This window comes from Actinomyces acetigenes, assembly GCF_031296635.1.
GTDB lineage: Bacteria > Actinomycetota > Actinomycetes > Actinomycetales > Actinomycetaceae > Actinomyces > Actinomyces acetigenes.
In genome coordinates, this window is the sequence record NZ_JASPFC010000028.1 from 1 (window position 1) to 19,657 (window position 19,657).

19 protein-coding genes and 1 pseudogene are annotated in these 19,657 nt (G+C 68.3%); 7 read left to right on the forward strand and 13 right to left on the reverse strand.

Annotated features, from left to right (window positions below; translation table 11 throughout):
* The 4 genes from RIV14_RS10360 to dnaK form a co-directional block, all read right to left on the reverse strand.
* On the reverse strand, positions 1-368 hold a 368-nt coding region (locus RIV14_RS10360; protein WP_309325171.1), incomplete at its 3' end, for a heat shock protein transcriptional repressor HspR.
* Positions 365-1,399: a DnaJ C-terminal domain-containing protein gene (locus RIV14_RS10365; RefSeq protein ID WP_075372071.1), complete on the reverse strand. Its 1,035-nt coding sequence runs from the start codon at positions 1,397-1,399 to the stop codon at positions 365-367. The genes RIV14_RS10365 and RIV14_RS10360, both read right to left, overlap by 4 nt.
* A gap of 185 nt (positions 1,400-1,584) precedes the next feature.
* The gene (locus RIV14_RS10370) at positions 1,585-2,214 is read right to left on the reverse strand and encodes a nucleotide exchange factor GrpE (RefSeq protein WP_070658377.1); all 630 of its coding nucleotides are present in this window, start codon (positions 2,212-2,214) and stop codon (positions 1,585-1,587) included.
* On the reverse strand, positions 2,211-4,070 hold the full coding sequence (gene dnaK / locus RIV14_RS10375) for a molecular chaperone DnaK (protein ID WP_075372072.1): 1,860 nt from the start codon (positions 4,068-4,070) through the stop codon (positions 2,211-2,213). The genes RIV14_RS10370 and dnaK overlap by 4 nt, the downstream gene beginning before the upstream one ends.
* Positions 4,071-4,722: 652 nt before the next feature.
* Between dnaK and RIV14_RS10380 the strand changes: the two genes are divergently transcribed.
* From RIV14_RS10380 to RIV14_RS10390, 3 genes are all read left to right on the forward strand, one after another.
* The gene (locus RIV14_RS10380) at positions 4,723-5,061 is read left to right on the forward strand and encodes a hypothetical protein (protein WP_256699153.1); all 339 of its coding nucleotides are present in this window, start codon (positions 4,723-4,725) and stop codon (positions 5,059-5,061) included.
* Positions 5,062-5,184: 123 nt separating this feature from the next.
* The gene (locus RIV14_RS10385) at positions 5,185-5,454 is read left to right on the forward strand and encodes a hypothetical protein (protein WP_256699155.1); all 270 of its coding nucleotides are present in this window, start codon (positions 5,185-5,187) and stop codon (positions 5,452-5,454) included.
* A 41-nt stretch (positions 5,455-5,495) separates the two neighbouring features.
* Positions 5,496-5,624 (forward strand): hypothetical protein, encoded by a 129-nt coding sequence (locus RIV14_RS10390; protein WP_256699157.1) that lies wholly within the window; start codon positions 5,496-5,498, stop codon positions 5,622-5,624.
* A 9-nt stretch (positions 5,625-5,633) separates the two neighbouring features.
* On the opposite strand, the gene RIV14_RS10395 is transcribed toward RIV14_RS10390, so the two are convergent.
* The gene (locus RIV14_RS10395; protein WP_075372074.1) at positions 5,634-6,941 is read right to left on the reverse strand and encodes a multidrug effflux MFS transporter; all 1,308 of its coding nucleotides are present in this window, start codon (positions 6,939-6,941) and stop codon (positions 5,634-5,636) included.
* Positions 6,942-7,071: 130 nt separating this feature from the next.
* Between RIV14_RS10395 and RIV14_RS10400 the strand changes: the two genes are divergently transcribed.
* Together RIV14_RS10400 and RIV14_RS10405 are read left to right on the forward strand one after the other, a co-directional pair.
* Complete coding sequence (locus RIV14_RS10400; protein ID WP_075372075.1) at positions 7,072-8,823, forward strand: AAA family ATPase; 1,752 nt, start codon at positions 7,072-7,074, stop codon at positions 8,821-8,823.
* A complete protein-coding gene (locus RIV14_RS10405) occupies positions 8,820-9,893 on the forward strand; it encodes a tetratricopeptide repeat protein (protein WP_075372076.1) in 1,074 nt (357 codons plus the stop codon). The genes RIV14_RS10400 and RIV14_RS10405 overlap by 4 nt, the downstream gene beginning before the upstream one ends.
* A gap of 309 nt (positions 9,894-10,202) precedes the next feature.
* Here RIV14_RS10405 and RIV14_RS10410 read toward each other — a convergent pair.
* The 4 genes and pseudogenes from RIV14_RS10410 to RIV14_RS10425 all read right to left on the reverse strand — a co-directional run.
* Positions 10,203-10,667: pseudogene (locus RIV14_RS10410) on the reverse strand (ATP-binding cassette domain-containing protein); the annotation flags it as partial.
* Positions 10,664-11,839: a FecCD family ABC transporter permease gene (locus RIV14_RS10415; protein WP_081381807.1), complete on the reverse strand. Its 1,176-nt coding sequence runs from the start codon at positions 11,837-11,839 to the stop codon at positions 10,664-10,666. The pseudogene RIV14_RS10410 and the gene RIV14_RS10415, both read right to left, overlap by 4 nt.
* A complete protein-coding gene (locus RIV14_RS10420) occupies positions 11,839-13,011 on the reverse strand; it encodes an ABC transporter substrate-binding protein (protein ID WP_075372077.1) in 1,173 nt (390 codons plus the stop codon). Before RIV14_RS10420 ends, RIV14_RS10415 begins: the two co-directional genes overlap by 1 nt.
* 217 nt (positions 13,012-13,228) lie before the next feature.
* Complete coding sequence (locus RIV14_RS10425; RefSeq protein WP_075372078.1) at positions 13,229-13,432, reverse strand: hypothetical protein; 204 nt, start codon at positions 13,430-13,432, stop codon at positions 13,229-13,231.
* Between the two features lie 684 nt (positions 13,433-14,116).
* Between RIV14_RS10425 and RIV14_RS10430 the strand changes: the two genes are divergently transcribed.
* Positions 14,117-15,145 carry a phosphodiester glycosidase family protein gene (locus tag RIV14_RS10430; RefSeq protein WP_075372079.1) on the forward strand — a complete coding sequence of 343 codons (1,029 nt, stop codon included), beginning with the start codon at positions 14,117-14,119 and terminating at the stop codon, positions 15,143-15,145.
* A gap of 1 nt (position 15,146) precedes the next feature.
* The gene (locus RIV14_RS10435; RefSeq protein ID WP_256699164.1) at positions 15,147-16,730 is read left to right on the forward strand and encodes a bifunctional glycosyltransferase family 2/GtrA family protein; all 1,584 of its coding nucleotides are present in this window, start codon (positions 15,147-15,149) and stop codon (positions 16,728-16,730) included.
* Here the strand turns inward: RIV14_RS10435 and RIV14_RS10440 are convergent.
* The 4 genes from RIV14_RS10440 to RIV14_RS10455 all read right to left on the reverse strand — a co-directional run bounded on the left by RIV14_RS10440 (position 16,686) and on the right by RIV14_RS10455 (position 19,596).
* The gene (locus RIV14_RS10440; protein ID WP_075372080.1) at positions 16,686-16,955 is read right to left on the reverse strand and encodes a hypothetical protein; all 270 of its coding nucleotides are present in this window, start codon (positions 16,953-16,955) and stop codon (positions 16,686-16,688) included. The two genes, RIV14_RS10435 and RIV14_RS10440, sit on opposite strands and share 45 nt — an antisense overlap.
* Complete coding sequence (locus RIV14_RS10445; protein WP_143224191.1) at positions 16,952-17,683, reverse strand: RelA/SpoT domain-containing protein; 732 nt, start codon at positions 17,681-17,683, stop codon at positions 16,952-16,954. Before RIV14_RS10445 ends, RIV14_RS10440 begins: the two co-directional genes overlap by 4 nt.
* 120 nt (positions 17,684-17,803) lie before the next feature.
* Entirely contained in the window at positions 17,804-18,529 is a 726-nt protein-coding gene (locus RIV14_RS10450) for a response regulator (protein ID WP_075372082.1), read from the reverse strand.
* Positions 18,526-19,596, reverse strand: coding sequence for a sensor histidine kinase (locus RIV14_RS10455; RefSeq protein ID WP_075372083.1), 1,071 nt, complete (start codon positions 19,594-19,596; stop codon positions 18,526-18,528). Before RIV14_RS10455 ends, RIV14_RS10450 begins: the two co-directional genes overlap by 4 nt.
* Between the last annotated feature and the right edge of the window lie 61 nt (positions 19,597-19,657).

A 19,657-nucleotide genomic window follows, 5' to 3' on the forward strand; every position in this document is an offset into this window, starting at 1 on the left:
ACCTCGCCGTCGGCGGCCGCCGCGAAGATCCGCTGGACGACGGCCTCGCGGCTGCGCATGCGGGCGTTGTCGGCCTCCAGCTCCTCCACGCGGGCCTCCAGGGCGAGGATGCGGCGGATGCCCTCGAGGTTGATACCCTCCTGGGACAGGGACTGGATGCGGCGCAGACGCTCGACGTCGCGGTGGGAGTAGCGCCGGCCCCGCCCGCTAGTCCGGGCGGGGCTGACCAGTCCGAGCCGGTCGTACTGGCGCAGGGTCTGGGGGTGCATCCCGGCAAGCTCGGCCGCCACCGAGACCACGTAGACCGCGCGCTCGGCGGCGTCGTCGGCCAGGTGTCCTAGGCCCTGCCCGGCCTGGCGCCGGCTCACGTCGCCGCCTCCTCCATGAGGGTGGCCCGCGGGTCGGTGTCACCCATGGCCTCGTCGAAGGCGTTGAGCGCCTCCTTGGCGGCCTTGGAGAGCTTCTTGGGGACGGCCACCTCGATGGTCACCAGCAGGTCGCCGGTCTTCTTGCGGGTGGTGGCGCCCTTGCCGCGCAGGCGCATGACGGTGCCCGAGGAGGTGCCGGGCTTGATCTTGATCTTGGAGGTTCCGCCGTCGAGCAGGGGGACCTCGACCGTGGCGCCCAGGGCCGCCTCGCGCAGGGTGACCGGCAGGTCCATGCGCAGGTTGGTGCCGTCGACCGGGTCAACGGAGTACACGGGGTGCTTCTTGATGCTGATGGTCACCACCATGTCGCCGTTCTCGCCGCCGTTCAGGCCGGCTCGGCCCTTGCCGCGCAGGCGGATCTTCTGGCCGTCGCGCACGCCCGCCGGGATGCGGACCTTCATGGTGCGTCCGTCCGCGGTGAGCTCCACCGTGGTGCCGGCGACGGCGTCGCGCAGGTCCAGCGCGGCCGAGGTCAGGACGTCGGCGCCCTTCTGCGGGCGGGGCTGGGGGGTGAAGCCGCCGAAGCCGAAGGGGCCGGGGCGGCCGCCGGAGCGGGTGGGGCTGGGGGTGCCGCCGAACATGCGCAGCAGGTCGTCGAGGTCGGGCTCGCCTGCGGAGCCGCCGGTCTCGAAGCGGACACTGCCGCCCTGGCCGCCGAACATGGAGGAGAGGATGTCCTCGAAGCCGGCGCCGCCGGCCCCTCCCGGGCCTCCGGCCTGGAAGCGGGCGCCGCCTCCGGCCATGGAGCGGATCGCGTCGTACTGCTTGCGCTCGGCCTCGTCGGACAGGACGGCGTAGGCCTCGCCGATCTCCTTGAACTTCTCTGCCGCCGCGGCGTCGTCGGGGTTGCGGTCGGGGTGGTACTTCTTTGCGAGCGTGCGGTAGGCCTTCTTGATTGCGGCGGCGTCGGCGTCCTTACTCACGCCGAGGACCGCGTAGAAGTCCTTGGTCATCCAGTCCTGACTGGCCATGGTCGCGTCACCGCCTCCTTATCTGGGTGATCGTGGGGGTTTCCTTACTGAAGCTGAAGATGGGGCACCTCGGCCCGGGGGCCTCGGGCGTCCCGGTGCACCTGTCGGTCCGACGGCGGACTCAGGCCCGCCAGAGCTGCTGGCTCGGGTCCGCCGTCGGGCCGGGGTGAGTGGTGCGGTGGGTATCAGGCCGGGTTGGCGACCTGGACGCGGGCGGCGCGCACGACACGCTCACCCAGGCGGTATCCGGGCTGGAGGACCGCGGCGATGGTGGGCTCGGTGACCTCGCTGGACTCGGTGGCCATGAGGGCCTCGTGCAGCGTGGGGTCGAAGACCTCGCCCACGGCGCCGAAGCGCTCCAGGGAGTACTTCTCGGCCAGGATCGTCTCGAGCTTGCCGGCCGTGGTCTCGAAGGTGCCGGTCAGGTCGCCGTGCTGGCGAGCCAGCTCGATCTCGTCGAGGACCGGGATGAGGGCCTCGACGACGCCGGCGGCACCGGCGTCCCGGTGGGAGGCCGCGCCCTCACGGGAGCGGCGCACGAACCCCTGGTACTCCTGCTGGAGGTTGTAGAGGTCCGCCCGGGTCCGGGCCAGGTCGTCGGCCGCCTGAGCGGCCTGGGCCTGAGCCTGGGCCAAGAGGTCCTCCCCCGCCGCCTCCTCGGAGGCGGCGTCGGCCTGGCCGGCCTCGCCCTCGGACGCGCCCTGGGCGAGCTCCTCGCGGACGTCGTCGGACACCTCCTCGAAGGCCGACTCGACGGCCGCCTGGAGCTCGGGGTCGATGCCCTCGTCCTCAGGGGTGGGACCCGCCGAGGTCACTTGGAGTCCTCCTCGTCAACGATCTCGGCGTCCACAATGTCCTCGTCGTCGGAGGACGTGGAGCCACCGGCGGCGGAGGCGGCGTCACCCGCGGCCTGGGCGGCGGCGTCGGCCTGGTAGAGGGCCTCACCGACCTTCTGGGCCACCGAGCTCAGCTTCTCCTGAGCGGTCTTGACCGGCTCGATGTCGTCACCCTCGAGGGCCTTCTTGAGGTCGGCGACGGCCTCGGAGACCTCGGAGTGGACGCCCTCGGGCAGCTTGTCCTTGTTGTCCTTGAGAAGCTTCTCGATGGAGTAGGCCTGCTGCTCGGCGGAGTTGCGGGTCTCGGCGTCCTCGCGGCGCTTCTTGTCCTCCTCGGCGTGAGCCTCGGCCTCCTTGACCATGCGGTCGATGTCCTCCTTGGGCAGGGCGGAGCCGCCGGAGATGGTCATGGACTGCTCCTTGCCGGTGCCGCGGTCCTTGGCCGAGACGTGGACGATGCCGTTGGCGTCGATGTCGAAGGAGACCTCAATCTGGGGCACGCCGCGGGGGGCCGGGGCGATGCCGGTCAGCTCGAAGGTGCCCAGCGGCTTGTTGTCCCGGGCGAACTCGCGCTCGCCCTGGTAGACCTGGATGAGCACGGAGGGCTGGTTGTCCTCGGCGGTGGAGAAGACCTCGGAGCGCTTGGTCGGGATGGCCGTGTTGCGCTCGATGAGCTTGGTCATGACCCCGCCCTTGGTCTCGATGCCCAGGGACAGCGGCGTGACGTCGATGAGCAGGACGTCGCTGCGGTCGCCCTGGATGACACCGGCCTGGAGGGCCGCACCGACGGCGACGACCTCGTCGGGGTTGACGCCCTTGTTGGGCTCCTTGCCGGTCAGCTCGCGCACCACGTCGGCGACGGCGGGCATACGGGTGGAGCCGCCCACGAGGACCACGTGGTCGATGTCGGAGACCTTGACCCCGGCGTCCTTGATGACGTTGTGGAAGGGGATCTTGGTGCGCTCGAGCAGGTCCGCGGTCATCTCCTGGAAGTTGGAGCGGGTGAGCTTCTCATCGAGGTGGATGGGGCCGGACTCGCTCATGGAGAGGTACTGCAGGTTGATGTTCGTGGAGGTCGCCGAGGACAGCTCCTTCTTGGCCTGCTCGGCGGCGTCCTTGAGGCGCTGCATGGCGATCTTGTCCTTGGACAGGTCCACGCCGTCCTTGCTCTTGACCTGCTTGACCAGCCAGTCGACGATGCGGGCGTCCCAGTCGTCACCGCCCAGGCGGTTGTCACCGTTGGTGGCGCGCACCTGGATGGTGGAGAAGCCGTCGTCGTCCTTGCCGACCTCGAGCAGGGAGACGTCGAAGGTACCGCCACCGAGGTCGAAGACGAGGATGAGCTCGTCCTCCTTGCCCTTGTCCAGGCCGTAGGCCAGGGCCGCGGCGGTGGGCTCGTTGACGATGCGGTCCACGGTCAGGCCCGCGATGGTGCCGGCCTCCTTGGTGGCCTGGCGCTCGGCGTCGTTGAAGTAGGCCGGGACGGTGATGACCGCGTTGGTGACGGGCTCGCCCAGGTAGGCCTCGGCGTCGGCCTTGAGCTTGGCCAGGATGCGGGCGCTGATCTCCTGGGCGGTGTACTTCTTGTCGTCGATCTCCACGGACCAGTCGGTGCCCATGTGGCGCTTGACCGAGGAGATGGTGCGGTCGACGTTGGTGACCGCCTGACGCTTGGCGATCTCGCCGACGAGGATCTCGCCGGACTTGGAGAAGGCGACGACGGAGGGGGTGGTGCGGCCGCCCTCGGCGTTCGGGATGATGGTGGGCTCGCCACCCTCAAGGACGGCGATAGCAGAGTTGGTGGTACCCAGGTCGATACCGACAGCGCGTGCCATGTGATGTACTCCTTGTGCTTGCTGAGTTGTGGTCAGTCGATGTTTGAGGTGAGGGCCGGAGGTTCCGGCGCCTTCAGGTTGAGTCGTATGCACTCAGGATTGTGATTGAGTCAGGCTCTGTCAACTTGACTGCATGCAACCTTGAGTCTGACTGGCTCAACCTTGGCGGGCTGCGGTCCATTCCCGGAGTCAGCAGTGACCTGCGACACGATGCGGCAGCGCGAGCCGCCGCCCACGTAAAGCACCCGCTCACGGCAGGGTGGCGGACGGTTCCGCTGCGTCAGAGCAGCGCACCCCAGCTGTGTGCCGGGGACTGCGATACCCGGCGAGGACTGTGCTCTCCTGCAGACGACTGAGGTCCCACCCGCGAGTTCTGTGAACGCAGTCCTCGTCAGTACGTTCTCGATCAGTCCACCCAGCCCCGCACACCGCCGAAAGTGTCACGATTGGCGACTTTTCAGAGTCGACCAGCCTCGACCCGCCACACTCCCCCTCCCCACAACCAGCCCTGACCAGCACCGACGCCCCAAGTCACCTCTGCGAGGTTGCCGGCAGATGCCGTACCACCCCCGGAAAAGTCGCCAATCGTGACACCAGTCCACAGAAACGACAGGCCTGCACCGGTGTGGCGGCGTTCGCCAGCCCGGCACGCATGAGCACCCCGCTCGACGCCGACCTCAGCCAAGGCATCTGCGGCATCCGCACGCCCACCGGGCGCACATTCCCGCAACAGCCGCCGGCTGGCACTCCGGGACCACACCCCTCGACCACACAGCGCATCACAAGTTACCTTAGATCTGTGGACGATCCGATCATTGCCAGATCGGCGCTGAAGCACGGCCTGAGCGAGGCCGACATCCTTCACGCCTATCACCACCCCATCCGGGCCTGGGACATGGGAGATGGTTTCACCATGCTCCTGGGAGCCAACCACGCTGCCCTTGTTCTCGAGACTGAGGCTTATTCACAGTATTCATCGAAGGTACTGTGACCTGCGCAGATGCCAGCGTCGGCTAGCCCTATGAATGAGCCTCATTGGCTACATTCAAGGCATCACCACAATCGTCATCGTCCACGCCATGCGTGCCCGAGAGAAGTTTCTGAGGTGATGACGATGCCCCGTACTGTTGACGAGATCCTGGCGCATGCCGACGAGCTGGCCGCCCGCTTCGAGAACTACGACCCATTCGAGGCCGATGAGGTCGACGTGGCCGCATTAGCGGCCTTGCGAGACGCAGTTGCTGAACAGGCCCAGGCCGAACGACATGTCCTTGAAGCCATCAGAGGCGCTCGGGACGCTGGGATGTCCTGGGCAGCCATTGGAAATATGGTCGGAACCTCCGGTGAGGCCGCCCGCCAGCGCTATCAGCCACTCGTGGCTTGAGCTAGATCAGGCCACGTCGGAGACGACAGGCCTGCACCGGCGTGGAGGCATTCGCCAGGGCGGTGGAGGACCTGTCGGCCACCGGCATCGCCAAGTCCGTGGACCTCATCGGTGCCATCGAGCTGCCTCTTCCGACGACGCGCCTGCGCTCAGCGAGTGCGTGCTGCTGACCGGAGCCTTCACCCGCCCAGGCGCTGCTGTCGGCGCTCGCTCGCCTGGGCGGCCAGGCGCTGCTTCTCGCCCCTCTCGCGCAGACCGAAGACCGCCAGGAGGTTCGCGATGACACCGACGGCCACGATGACGACGCCGAAGGCCACGCCGCTGGCCTCCCCGGTCAGCCCCACCAGCGGGCTGACAAGTCCGCCGACGACGAACTGCAGAAAACCAAGCAGCGCGGAGCCGGTTCCCGCCCACCGGCCGGTGCGGTCGAGCGCGAGCGCGGGGGCGTTGCCCATCGACAGCCCCAGACAGGCCACGTGCGCCAGGAAGAGCGCCACAACCGCCACCAGCAGCGGCATCCGCTCCGGCCCGGCCACCGGCTCGCGCAGCCACATGAGGCAGACCGCGGCGAAGACCGTGTCGACGACCAGCCCCGCAATGAGTCCGACCCGCACCTGGCGGGCCTGGGAGAAGCGGCGTACCAGAGACGCCGCCACCGCGATCGTCACCGTGACCGTCGTCCCGCACAGCCCGAAGACCGCCGTATAGGCCACCGTTCCCATGCCCAGCACGTTGCGCAGCACGAAGGGAGCCGCGGACAGGTAGGCCATGAGCAGCCCGAAGGACAGGGCATTGATGAGCAGAAGACGCACGAGGACGTGATCGCGGGCCAGCTCGCGGATGCCGTCGAGCAGCATCCGTAGGCCGCCGTCGTGTCGCTGCTCGGCGGGCAGGGACTCGGGTACCCAGAGAAGGACCATGACCACGAGCAGCCCGGTGAAGGCGGCCACGACCCCCAGGATGCCGCGCCACCCGACGGGCTCGACGAGCACGCCCCCGAGAATCGGCGCCACCACCGGGGCGATGCCCTGAATCGCCATGACGACGCTGAGGGCCCGGGCGGCGGTGATCCCGCGGGAGCGGTCGGAGATGACTGCCCGGCCCAGGACCATGCCGGCCGCGCCCCCAAGCCCCTGGAAGAAGCGGGCGATCAGGAGAACGGGCAGGCTCGGGGACAGGGCGGCGCCAACGCTGGCTGCCAGGGCGAGCACGCCGCCCCACAGCAGAAGGGGACGCCGGCCGACGCGGTCGGACAGGACCCCGATGCCCAGCTGGCCGAGCGCGATACCCACAAGGAAAGTGGTCATCGTCAGCTGAACGCTGGAGGCGGAGACACCCAGGTCGTCGGCCATCTGGGCGAAGGCCGGCAGGTAGGCGTCGGTGGCCAGAGGTGCGACGGCGGCGAGCGCGGCCAGGGCGATGAGAAGCGTGGCGGGGAAGGCCGTCCTCAGCCCGTGGTCGGGCGAGGCGGCCGGCGAAGCTGTCATGGCCTGAGAGTACGGAGATTTCCGACCGAGGCGTCAGTGCACACGTCCGTGATGCGGTGCACGGCGCGGACGGACAGTTCCGCACGGTGACGCCAATACCTGTTGCCGCTCCCAGTTCTAGACTGGCCGGGTGACCGATCCCCTGATTGAATCCCTGACGCGTGCCGTAGAAGCCACTCCCTACGACGTCCGGCTGCGCACCCATCTGGCCGAGCTCCTCGTCCAGGCCGACCGCAGCGCTGAAGCAGTCACCCACTGCGCAGTCGCCCTTCAGTACGCCCCCACCGATGAGCGTGCCCGCACCATCATGACCAGGGCACTCTCACCGCGGGCCGCGCAGCCACCCGTGGAGCAGCCGGCGGAGCCAGCACTCAACACGGCGCCAGAGGACGAGGCTCCCGAACCCATGCCCCATGCCGAGGCAGAGCCGACCCCCAGCGCCGCGTCAGAACCGGCGCCCAGCACTGAGGCTGAATCGGCCCCCAGCGCCGCATCACCAATCGACGCCCCACAAGACTCACCATTCCCCTCCGAGGCCGCCGCCCCGCCGGCACCCAGCTCACCAGAGGCTCCAGCGCCCACGATGGAGCCAGGGCCGGCACTCAGCACCCCGCCAGCGAACACGACACCAGAGCCGGCACTCAGCACGGCGGCAGAGAACGCTTCCGAGTCCATGCCCAGTACTGGGGCCGAGTCGACACCCGAGACCGCGACAGATCCAGCCCCCGGCGCCGCGTCACCAGTCAGCACCCCACAGGCCTCACCAGCACCCACTAAGGCCACCACCCCGCCAGCGCCCGAGTCACCAGAGGCTCCGGCGCCCCGCGACCCAACGACGTCGGACGGCGCCAAGGACTTCGACTGGCGGCGGGCCGAGGAGGACTTCGACGGCGGACCCGCCGCTCCTTTCGTGTCCTCCGAGTCCTCCGAGAAGTCCTCCGACTCCGACCCGGCTCTCTCCGAGTCGCACCTGGTCAGTATCGACAACTACAGTCCCCCGGGGGACTGGGAGGTGGAGCGGGCCGATATCTGCCTGGCCGACGTCGGCGGCATGGTCGAGGTCAAGAACCGGCTCGAGGCCTCCTTCCTGGCCCCGATGCGCAATCCCGAGCTGCGCCGGCTCTACGGCAAGAGCCTGCGCGGCGGCCTGCTCCTGTACGGTCCGCCGGGGACGGGGAAGACCTTCATCGCCCGCGCCATCGCCGGCGAGATGAGTGCCGGGTTCTTGTCGGTGACGCTCACGGACATCCTCGACCACTACATGGGTATCTCCGAGAACAACCTCCACAGGATTTTCCAGAAGGCACGCAACCACGCCCCCTGCGTCCTCTTCCTCGACGAGATCGACGCCCTCGGGATCAAGCGCTCGCTCACACGCAACTCGGGTATGCGCAGTGTCGTCAACCAGCTCCTCGAAGAGCTCGACGGCATCGGCAACGACAATGAGGGCGTCTACATCCTGGCCGCCACCAACACCCCCTGGGACATTGATCCGGCGCTGCGTCGTCCGGGGCGGCTGGACCGGACCCTGCTCGTCCTGCCGCCGGATGAGCCGGCGCGCGCCGCCATTCTGCACACGCACTTGCGCGAGCGCCCTGTAGAGGGCATCGACCTGCAGGTCCTGGCACGCATGACCGAGGGGCTGACCGGAGCGGACCTGTCACACGTGTGCGACTCCGCTGCGGAGAAGGCGCTCATCGACTCGGTGCGCACCGGCCAGCCTCGGTTCATGAACATGCAGGACATGTACGCGGCCATCCAGGAGATCCGCCCCTCGACCGGCCCCTGGTTCGAGACCGCTCGCACCGTCATCGAGTACGCCGATTCCTCCGGGGAGTACGCGGATCTGCGCGAGTGGATGAAACGGCACCGCATGTTATGAGCGAGGACCCGTACAGCCAGGAGGTCACTCGGGCCGGCTGGCTCATCGACGTCGGTCAGTACGAGCGAGCCATGCAGATTCTCGCTCAACTGCTCGCCGGCTACCCGGACAACGCCAGCATCACGTACAAGGTCATGGCGCTCACCCACATCCGTATGGACCGCTTCGGGGACGCCGAGGCCGCGGCCCGCAAGGCCCTGGCGGTGCAACCGAATGATCCTGACGCCCACCGGCTTCTGGCTCAGGCCCTGATCTCCCAGGACCGCGATCCGGAGGCGGAGCCTTCTCTGAGGACGGCCCTGCAGCTGACCCCCGAGGACGATGTGCTGCTCTCCCTGATGTCCACGGCGCTGACCAAGATGGGGCGCACGGAGGAGGCACTGTTTTATGCCCGTGAGGCGGTCAGGCTCTCACCGGGTTCGGCCGACAACCACATGCTTCTGGCAGTGGCGCAGATGACGTCCAACCCGCAGGCTGCGGAGACCGCCCTGCAGGAGACGCTCGCACTCGACCCCATGTTTGACGAAGCCCTCCTCCTGCGGTCCTGGATGCTCGATGAGCGCGGAAACCACCACGACGCCGCCAAGGCGCTCGCCGCCTACACGACCCAGACCTCCGACTATGAGACGTCGCGTCTCATGGTCGATGCCTTCCTCATGAAGCTCGCCAACAGCGTGTCCCTCGGGTTGTGGGGGGCCACGATCCTGACAATGCTGTTCCTGCCCCTCGTCAGGACCATGAACCTGCCCGGCAATCTCCTTCTTCTGCCGCTGATCCCGGTGGCGATCCCCACGTATCAGTCAGCCAACTCACGCATTCGGGCGTTTCGGCGCGCATTCACCAACCGTAGCCGGCGAATACTGCGTTCCTTCATCCGGACCCATCGATTCCTCAGCCTGTGGTCCGCCGCAGCCGTCGTTCTCTGGCTGGGGCTCGTCCTCGGCACCGTCTGTGCGATACGGGGGGCCGACGCCGTTCTCTTCGGCGTGGCCGGAGCCAGCCTTGGTCACTTGGCGCTCGGCTGGATCGTTCTCCGGATCATCCCCTTCATCCGAGGCCGGAGCGCCTGACGGCGACGGCCCCCGCTCAAGCCCCTGCTCGGCCTCGGGGGCGACCATGACGTGGTCGCCGTCGGGCACGATCCGCACCCGCAGCCCGTAGACCTCGGCGAGGATGTCGGGCTGGAGCACCTCGGCGGGCGGCCCCTCGGCGCGGATCGTCCCGCCGGCGAGGATGGCGAGGCGGTCACAGAAGCGGGCCGCCAGGTTGAGGTCGTGCAGGGCGACGACGGCGAGGCGGCCGGTGTCCCGGTGGCAGATCCGGCGCACGTGGGAGAGCACCGAGACCTGGCGGCGCAGGTCGAGGGCGGAGGTGGGCTCGTCGAGCAGGATGAGTCCGGGCTCGCGCACGAGCGTCTGGGCCAGGGCGACGAGCTGGCGCTGCCCGCCGGAGAGCTGGCCCAGCGGGCGGTCGGCCAGCTCGGCCACCCCGAGCTCGTCCAGGGCGCTCCAGGCCAGGTCGATGTCGGCCCGACTCGTGTGCCAGGTCATGCCGCGCCGCGAGGCGGTGAGCACCGACTCCAGGGCGGTCAGGGCGGCGTCGCCGGGAAGGCCCTGCGGCATGTAGCCGATCATGCCGCGCAGGTCATGGCCCCGGCGCCCGGCGAAGGTCACCTCCCCCAGGTGGCGGCGCAGCTGGGCCACGCAGGTGACCAGAGTGGACTTGCCGGCGCCATTGGGGCCGAGCAGCCCGACCGTCTGGCCGGTCTCCCAGGTGGCGTCGACGCCCTTGAGGACGGCCCGCCTGCCGTAGGAGAAGGTGAGGTCATTCAGGATGAGGCTCATGAACCGCTCCTGACCGCCGAGCGCTGGCGTCCGAAGATGATGGTGAGGAACACCGGCACACCCACCAGGGCGGTCAGGATGCCGACCGGTACGGCGACACCCGGCACGATGAGCTGGCTGGCGGTGTGGGCCGCGGTCAGCAGGGTGGCGCCGCACAGGATGGAGGCGGGCACGAGGAAGCGCTGGTCCTCCCCCACCAGGCCGCGGGCCATGTGCGGCCCCACGAGCCCCACGAATCCGATGATCCCAACGAAGGCCACGGACAGGGCGGCCAGCAACGAGACACCGACCAGGGTCCACGCGCGCAGGCGAGCCACGTTGATGCCCATGGCTGCGGCCCGCGCCTCCCCCAGGGTGACGGCGGTCAGCCGCCAGCCGTTGACCCAGAAGACGGGCGTGGCCACGAGTAGGGCCGCCGAGACAGTGGCCACGGCCGGCCAGGTGGCGCGCATGAGGGAGCCCATTGACCAGAAGACGATCTGCTGGAGGCTCTCGGTGGAGGCCCGGTACTGCACGAGCGCCAGGAGCGCCTGGCAGCTGAAGACCAGGGCGATGCCCAGCAGGATCGTCATCTCCTTGGTCACCGAGGGCAACCTCGAGACCATCGCGATGGTGAGGGAGGCCGCCAGCCCCGCCGTCATCGCCACGATCGGCAGGGTGGCGCCGGTGGCCACAGGCAGCACGAGGCCCGTGACGATGGCCAGCGCCGCCCCCAGGGCCGAGGCCGCCGAGATCCCCAGGGTGAAGGGCTCGGCCAGCGGGTTGTCGAGGATCGTCTGCATCTGGACGCCGGCCAGGGACAGTGCCCCGCCCACCAGGACCGCGAGCAGCGCCGGCGGCAGGCGCAGATTGATGACGATGCTGGCGACCCACGGGTCGTAGTCGGCGTCGAAGAGGGCTCCGAGCACCTGGGCCGGGCTGAACCCCAGGGGCCCCACCATGAGGGCCACGAGGAAGACCGCCAGGAGCAGCGTGGCCAGCCCCAGGAGCATCGCAACGCGCCGCGCGGTTCGACGGCGGTAAGAGGCGTAGGCCGACGCCGCCGTGTCCATGGATCCGGCGGTCGGCCCGTCAGCCTTCGTCGTCGACGCCGCACCATCCGGTACCCAGCCGGTATCGGACTGGTGCGCTGCGACGTCGTCGGAAGGAGCCGTGACGTGGGGGTCCCCCATCAGATCGCGGCGAAGAAGACGCCCTCGGCCTTCCAGGGCATGTGCTGCTCGTGGAAGTCCTTCCAGACCTTGGCGGGGTCAATGTCGGAGAAGGCCTCGGGGTTCTGCCACTTGGCGAAGGTGAGGTAGGCGATGAAGTTGTAGGGGGCGTCGTAGAACTGGTGGTAGATGCCGTAGACGTGCCGGTCGGTGAAGGCCTGGATCTGGTCGTAGCCGGGCTGATTCTTCAGCTGCTCCAGGCTGGCCTTGGCGGAGGCCTCGTCGGCCTTGTAGCCGAGGTGGACGTAGCTGGTCTGGGCGGTGTCCTTGATCTTCTGCTGCTGCCACTCGCCGCCGGTGGCGATGATGTTCTTGGGGTTGGAGGCAATGACCTGCTCGGGAGTGAGCACGCCCTCCTCGCCGGACAGGAGGCTGTCGGCGATGTTGGTGCCGCCGGTGGCGGTGACGATCGCACCGAGGTTCGCGGTGGAGTAGGTGGCGCCGGGGTCGTTGACGCCCGGGCCGCGCCACAGGAAGGTGGTGGGCTTGGAGGACAGGGACTTCGCCTTGGCCACGATGGGATCGACCTGCTTCTTGTAGAAGTTGACGAAGGTCTCGGCCTCCTTGCGCTTGTCGAAGACGGCGCCCATGAGGGTGACCGAGGGGACGGTGTTCTTCACCGGGTCGCGGCGGAAGTCGGTGACGACGTAGGTGATCTTCTGGCCGTCCAGCTTCTCGAGGTAGCCCTTCTCCTTGGCGGAGTTGTAGGCGTCCAGGGTCATGATGAAGACGTCGGGCTTGTGGCTCACCAGGGTCTCGATGGGCAGGCCGTCCTTGGCGATGTTGCCGATCTTCGGCAGCTCGGCGGCCTTGGGGGCCACGGAGAGGACCTTCTCGTAGAAGTCGGGGGCGGCCGTCTGGAGGTCCTCGCCCCAGGCGACCACCTTGTCGATGGGGTTGGTCTTGTTGAGGAAGGCCAGGGAGTAGACGTGGCGGGACTCGCTCAGGACGATTCTCTGGGGCTGGGCGCTGAAGGTGACCTTGCGGCCGACGATGTCGGTGACCTCGAAGCCGCCGCCGGAGGCGCCCGCGGAGGCGCCGGTGCTGGAGCCCTTGCCGGCGCGGGAGGCGACTCCGCAGCTGGCGAGGACGGCGGTGAGCGGGAGGGCCATGAGCAGGGTACGACGTCGCATAGGAGTCCTTCGGTGACGCGAGGGCGGAACGAATCACCTAGGACCTTAGGGCTACCTCAGTTAATTTGCCAAGTTGTGTGACCTAATTTTAGTAAGGTCATACAAATCTTACGGGAGGTATGTAGAGGTTGGCACAGGGGCCACTCGCGACGAGTCGCCGCGGGTCGAGCGAGCCGACGTCGGCCACTCACCCACTACGCCTCAAGCTCGACGATGCTCATGAGCTCGGGGGCGTGCGGTCGTCGTGCTCGGTGCTCCGGCTGCCGAAGGTCGGGCGGATCACCTGGATCAGGAAGAGCGCGGCAAGAGCGATGGCGATGACCATGGCCAAGGTGTCTCCCCGCCGGAAGGAGACAACGGCCACCATCACGTTGAGCACCACAACCACAATGCGGATGATGCGCAGAGTCCGTTCCGACAATACGACCGCCTCCTTTGCCGCCGATTCTCACGATGGGCAGCAGCCACCCGCCCTGTCCCTTCACTGTAGGCGCAGGCCAGAACCCTTGGAAGGATTTCAGGGACCATCTGCGCGCAGGGATCTCGCAAGTACGTGTCTAAGACAAGTTCTCTTTCCGTCAGGGACCATCTCCGCGCAGGGATCTCACCCTCCGGGAGTATTGACGCCTGACGCGCCGCCATTCCCCGACGTCGTTCTGACCGGCTCTTGGGCAACCGGCGCGATGTCGGAGGACTGTGGCAGGTGGGGAGGCCTTCAACGGCGGGTCTGCCCTGGCACCTTCCTGCTTGATTCAGCAGGGTGTCGATCCACCGGAAGGAGGTGAAGGGGTATGCGTGACCGTCTTCGGCATGCGGCACGGAAGGATGCTGAACAGCGCAGAACCCCGACATGGTGCGAGATTGTTGGCTCGCTCGCAACCGCCGTCGGAGTCCTGATCAGCTTGATTCAGCTTCTGAGGGGCTGAGCCCCTTCGGGAGCCGCCCGGATAGCCGCCGGATGGCTCCCTCTCATTGTGCCTCGGGACCGGCTCGAGTGTCCATCGCGATGGCTCTATGTTCGGGCGGCAACGCCCCGCCGCGGCTTCACAGGAGACCCACAAGGTCAACCTACGCCCGGCACACACGGCGCCGACACGGTTGAGTCATGCACAGCTCCGACACCCTCAGCCCGCCCGAGTCGCCCCAGCCCGGCCAGGACCACGACTCCGGCCGGCGCGACCGCTCCTCGACGTCCCGCAAGCACCCGCGCCGCCGCTTCCTCCTGGGCGGCGCCGCCGTCCTGGGGCTAGCCGCCACCGGCACCAGCGCCTGGGCGCTCAACCGCTTCGTCATCGACCACGTGGAGGTCGGCGACGTCACCGCCCTGGAGGCCAAGGCGCAGAACACGGCCGCCTCCGCGACCCCGGCCACGAACGTGACGGTCGGGGACAACTCCTACTCCTCATCCAACACGACCATCGGGATCCAGCAGGTCTCCACCGGCTCGGGCAACGACACCGTCACCTACTACGTGGCCGACGTCAAGCTCACCAACGCCACCGACCTGCGCAGCGCCTTCGCCAACAACTCCTACGGCACCAACATCGTCGCCAAGCCCAGCACGATGGCCTCCGAGCACAACGCGATCCTGGCCATCAACGGCGACTACTACGGCTTCCGCAGCGACGGCATCCTCATCCGCAACGGCGTCATCTACCGCGACAGCGGCACGCGCGACGGCATGGCCTTCTACAGCGACGGGCGCGTGGAGGTCTACGACGAGACCACCACCAAGGCCCAGACACTTCTGGACGCGGGCGTGTGGAACACGCTGTCCTTCGGGCCGGCGCTGGTCAACAGCTCCAAGGTGCTCTCCGGCATCGACCAGGTCGAGGTGGACACCAACGTCGGCAACCACTCCATCCAGGGCAAGCAGCCGCGCACCGCCGTGGGGTGGGTGGAGACAAACCACCTCAAGCTCGTCGTCGTCGACGGCCGCAACGAGGGCTACTCGCGCGGCGTGACCATGAGCGAGCTCGCCCAGATCATGGCCGACCTGGGGTGCACCTGCGCCTACAACATCGACGGCGGCGGCTCGTCGGCCATGTACTTCAACGGCTCGATCATCAACCAGCCCTCCAACGGGGGCGAGCGCGACACCTCCGACATCCTCTACATCGCGAACGGAGCCTGAGATGAGCGGCACCGACAACCTCACCGGCACGGCCCAGACCCCGAGGACCCCGGCAACCGCGCAGGCGGTCACGCGCCGTTCCTCCTACCAGCAGTACCCGCAGTCCTACCCGACGACGCGGCTGAGCCGCTCGGGCGGCGAGCAGGCGACCGCGCGGATCATCGTGGGCGAAGCGCCCCGCCGGGCGGGACAGACGCAGGGCCGGGCAGCCGGGAACCGCACGGCCGCGGCGACCTCGCCGCGCATCCTGCCGCGGGTCATCGCCCCCGCGAACCGGACCTCCGCCAACCAGAAGACGGGCAACCGGACGACGGGCAACCGCCCGGCGGCGCGGACCGGTGGTACGCCTCGTCCCCGGGCGGCGGTGGCGCTCGTGGTCCTCATCCCGGCCTACAAGCCCGATGAGCGCCTGGCCGTGCTCGTGGCCCGCCTGCGCGGGGCGCGCCGGGACTGCGCGGTGCTGGTTGTTGATGACGGCTCGGGGCCGCAGTACGCGCCCTTCTTCGCCGCCGCCCGCGCCCGCGGCGCCCAGGTGGTCAGCTACCCGGTCAACCAGGGCAAGGGCCAGGCGCTGCGCACGGGCCTGGCTCACGCGGCCGCCACCTGGCCCGACGCGGACGTGGTGTGCGCCGACGCCGACGGGCAGCACACGCCCTCGGACATTGAGGCCGTGGCCGCAAGGGTGCACGAGACCGGGCACATGACCCTGGGTGTGCGGCGCTTCACCGGGCCGGTGCCGCTGCGCAGCCGGATCGGTAACGACGTGACCGCCCTGCTGTTCCGGGGCGCGACCGGCTGGAGGCTGGGCGACACCCAGACGGGCCTGCGCGGCTACCCCGCCGGGCAGCTGGCCTGGCTGCAGGAGGTGCGCGGCGACCGCTACGAGTACGAGCTCTCCGCCCTGCTGCGCGCTCACGAGCTGGGGATGGTGGTGGAACAGGTGGAGATCGCCACGGTCTACGAGCCGGGCAACACCTCCTCCCACTTCCGGCCGGTGCAGGACTCGGCGCGGATCTATGCTCCGCTGCTGCGGTTCATGGGGGCGTCGCTGGCGAGCTTCGGGATCGACTGGCTGGGTGTCATGGTCATCTTCGCGATGACCGGCAGCCTGCTGGCGGCGGTCGTGGGGGCGCGGCTGGTGTCCGGGACGGCGAACTTCTTCATGAATCGCCGCGTCTTCCGGGCGCGGCGCGGCACCGTGGTGCGCACGGCGGTGCGCTACGTAATCCTGGCGGTAAGCCTGCTGGCGGCCAGCTACCTGGTGCTCAAGGCGCTCACCACGGTCGGGATCCCGCTGGGGATCGCCAAGATTCTCGGCGACGGGGCCATCTACGTGGCCAGCTATGTGGCGCAGCGCCGGCTGGTCTTCAAGGAGCGGAGGCGAGGCGGGCCCGGGACGATTGGGGCGACCAGGGCGGTGCCAGTCTCCGCGAGGTCGTACCGTAGGTCTCGAGGTCGTACCCCTCCCCCTCGACCTCACGTCCTAAGGTACGACCTCACACCCACCCCTCGATCAGGGAAGCGGCGCAGTACACGGCGGTCAACTCACACCTGCGCGAATCTCATCAAGGAGGCGCGCGGCTGATCCGGTGAAGTAGGTGCTGTGCGTGACTTTAATCGTCTCCAATGATTCAGCTCCGACAAGCACAATGTCCATCTCAGGGCGATCCTGGTACTCGATCTCAGCGGCACGGTACGCAGTAGTTGCGGCCACAACATCATCTCCGAACGACTCGTGAGACAAGAGCTCGTCTCGCCTACGGTCGTAGATGAGAAGGAACTGCTGGATGGAACCAGTTCTGGCGCTCATATGCTCTCTCCTCCGAACATGGGTCCAACATTCTTACCAAGTCCTGCCAGTTCCTCAGCAATCAGTGCACTGAGACGCTCGAACTGTTGCCGGTCTTCATGAACTGGAATCTCACCGGAATCGAGAGCAATGTACATCTTTGCGGTGAGTCTCGCATACTCCTGGACCAAGGATTCTCCGTCCTGTTTATAGTTGGTACCGAAAGCGGCACTCAGTCCTTCGACGCGTTGCGCCCACTGATGCATGCGCTGAGTACGCAGTTGAATCTCAATGAGCCGTTGATCCTGCTCAACAACCACGTGCACAGCTCGATAGCCCGATGCTCGCGGCCTGCCCACGTAGTCCGAGGTGCGTCTCACTGCCTCCGCCCAACGCTCACGTACACATGCCTCCAAACGACGCAACTCACTGATTTCGTTCGAAGACAACACCACGCGACAACCACCAATGTCCTGCATTCGTGACAGGTCCAGCTTCGACTCCCTGGAAGTGATCTTCTCCAGGATCGTAGGCATACGTTTGAGACGTTGACTCACTTCACCCTGAATCTGGTGGACTTCCAGAAGAGTTGCTAATTCGCCGCTTGCGGCCTCCAGTGGGCCAGCGAAGGAGGCCCGAAAGGCGCTAACGATGGCAAGCGCCCGCTCCACCTCTTCCTGAGATGCCTTCCCCTCAGCCTTACGTCGCATCACCGAGCCGGCCTTACGTACCGCACTCTTGGAGAGCATCTTCCCCTCCCCTCCCTCCAGCCTGACGTCACTGCTTCTCACGCCTCGTCCTCGTAGCCTCGAGTCTATGCGACGGTAGGACAAGCGAACGAGACCCTCAGTTTCGCATCATGACAGACCTCAGCAGGGGCTGATGAGGCCGGCCTCGTAGGCGGTGATGACGAGCTGGGCGCGGTCGCGGGCGCCCAGGCGGGCCAGGAGCGCGGTGATGTGGCTGCGGCAGGTGGCCCGGGTGATACCGAGCTCGACCTCGATCTCAGTGTTGGACAGGCCCCGGGCGATGAGCAGGAGGACCTCGCGCTGACGGGGCGTGAGGGCCTCGATATCACTGGCCCAGGTACTACGACGGGAGGCGCCGGCCGACACCGTGCGCGGCATGCGGGCCACGAGGCGGGCCAGCACCTGGGGGCTGAGCAGCGACTGCCCCTCATGGACGGTGCGCACGGCGTCGACGAGGGACTGCGGGTCGGTGTCCTTGAGCAGGAAGCCGCAGGCGCCGGCGCGCAGAGCGCCCAGGACGTAGTCGTCGATCTCAAACATGGTCAGGATGAGGACGCGCGTGGCCGCGAGCGCCGGATCGGCGCAGATCCGGGTGGTGGCCTCGATACCGGTCAGGCCCGGCATCTGGATGTCCATGAGGATGACGTCGGGGCGCAGCTCGGCGGCCAGGGCGACCGCGCGGGCGCCGTCCTCGGCCAGGCCAACGACGCTCATGCCGGGTTCGGCCTCGAGCAGGGCGGCCAGGGTGGTGCGCAGGAGGGCCTGGTCCTCGGCGATGAGGACCCGGATGGGGGCGTCAGGAGCCTCGTCGGTCTTGTCGGTCAGCGCATCGGTGGGATCCGTCATGGGTTACCCCTGTCGCTCCTGGGATCGGTATCCGGTGACTCATTAGCGGGTCTGCTTCCCGGTCGTGGGCTGTCTCCGGAGCGTCGGGTGCTGCCGGTGGGCCGGGCCGCATCATCGGTGGTAATGGGCAGGATGGCTTCGATGGTGAAGCCGGGGGCGTCGACGCGGGGGCCGGCGGCCAGGGTCCCGCCGAGCGCGGTCAGGCGCTCGTGGAGTCCGCGCAGTCCTTGCCCGGCCCCGGGGTGAGGCTCCCAGCCGGTCGCGGGCCCGTCGTCAACGACGACGATGCGCAGCCGTCCCGGATCGCGGCGGAGGGTCACGCGGGCGCGCGTGGGGCCGGCGTGGCGGGCGGTGTTGGCCAGGGCCTCGGCCACGACCTGGGCAGCGGCCTGGGCCGTCGGAGCCGGGAGACCGTCGGCCTTTGTCGCGGCTTGGGCGACGTCCGCATCTGCGCCGGTGTACGCATCGGCGTCGAGATCGACGGTGACGCCGGTGCGGCGGGCCTTGCCGATCAGTTCCCGAAGGCTCTCGGCGAGGCTGTTGACGGGGACGGGTTCAGGTACTGGTGCCCCGCCCGGCGCTCCAGTCGAAACCGCCGCCACGGCCCCGGGCGTCGGGGGCCTGCTCTCGTCGCGCAGGACGGCGAGCATGCGCCGCAACGCGTCGGTGGCCTCACGGGAGGCGGTCTCGACGTCGTCAAGTGCGGTCCGCAGCCCGTCGGGGGTGGTCTCGAGGCGCCGGGCCACGGCGCAGCGCACGGTGATGGCGCCGAGGTTGCCGGAGACGGCGTCGTGCAGTTCGCGGGCGATGACGAGGCGGTCCTCGGCGACGGCGCGCGCGGCGGTCTCCTGCGCCAGGCGCCGCTCGTGGGCACGCTGGTCGCGCCGCCGCAGCCACAGGGAGGCGGCGACGAGCCCGGCCATGACGAGCAGAACCGTCATCTGGGCGCGCTGAGAAGGATCCGGGGAGTAGCCGACCAGGGTGCCCAGGCCAAGAACAATCACGGTCAGCCCGGTGATGGCGCGCCCGAGCGGCGAGTGGCGTGGTGGGACGTCGGGGGCTGGCACGCGGCCAGTCTAGGAAGGCGGCTCGGGCGCTTCATCGAACCTGGGTCTGACGGACCTGGGT

Excerpts from the sequence above, each read along its gene's own strand:
- RIV14_RS10365 (WP_075372071.1), bottom strand. The coding sequence starts at position 1,399 with ATGGCCAGTCAGGACTGGATGACCAAGGACTTCTACGCGGTCCTCGGC.
- dnaK (WP_075372072.1), bottom strand. The coding sequence starts at position 4,070 with ATGGCACGCGCTGTCGGTATCGACCTGGGTACCACCAACTCTGCTATC.
- RIV14_RS10380 (WP_256699153.1), top strand. The coding sequence starts at position 4,723 with ATGAGCACCCCGCTCGACGCCGACCTCAGCCAAGGCATCTGCGGCATC.
- RIV14_RS10385 (WP_256699155.1), top strand. The coding sequence starts at position 5,185 with ATGCCCCGTACTGTTGACGAGATCCTGGCGCATGCCGACGAGCTGGCC.
- RIV14_RS10395 (WP_075372074.1), bottom strand. The coding sequence starts at position 6,941 with ATGACAGCTTCGCCGGCCGCCTCGCCCGACCACGGGCTGAGGACGGCC.
- RIV14_RS10405 (WP_075372076.1), top strand. The coding sequence starts at position 8,820 with ATGAGCGAGGACCCGTACAGCCAGGAGGTCACTCGGGCCGGCTGGCTC.
- RIV14_RS10415 (WP_081381807.1), bottom strand. The coding sequence starts at position 11,839 with ATGGGGGACCCCCACGTCACGGCTCCTTCCGACGACGTCGCAGCGCAC.
- RIV14_RS10420 (WP_075372077.1), bottom strand. The coding sequence starts at position 13,011 with ATGCGACGTCGTACCCTGCTCATGGCCCTCCCGCTCACCGCCGTCCTC.
- RIV14_RS10430 (WP_075372079.1), top strand. The coding sequence starts at position 14,117 with ATGCACAGCTCCGACACCCTCAGCCCGCCCGAGTCGCCCCAGCCCGGC.
- RIV14_RS10435 (WP_256699164.1), top strand. The coding sequence starts at position 15,147 with ATGAGCGGCACCGACAACCTCACCGGCACGGCCCAGACCCCGAGGACC.
- RIV14_RS10440 (WP_075372080.1), bottom strand. The coding sequence starts at position 16,955 with ATGAGCGCCAGAACTGGTTCCATCCAGCAGTTCCTTCTCATCTACGAC.
- RIV14_RS10445 (WP_143224191.1), bottom strand. The coding sequence starts at position 17,683 with ATGCTCTCCAAGAGTGCGGTACGTAAGGCCGGCTCGGTGATGCGACGT.
- RIV14_RS10450 (WP_075372082.1), bottom strand. The coding sequence starts at position 18,529 with ATGACGGATCCCACCGATGCGCTGACCGACAAGACCGACGAGGCTCCT.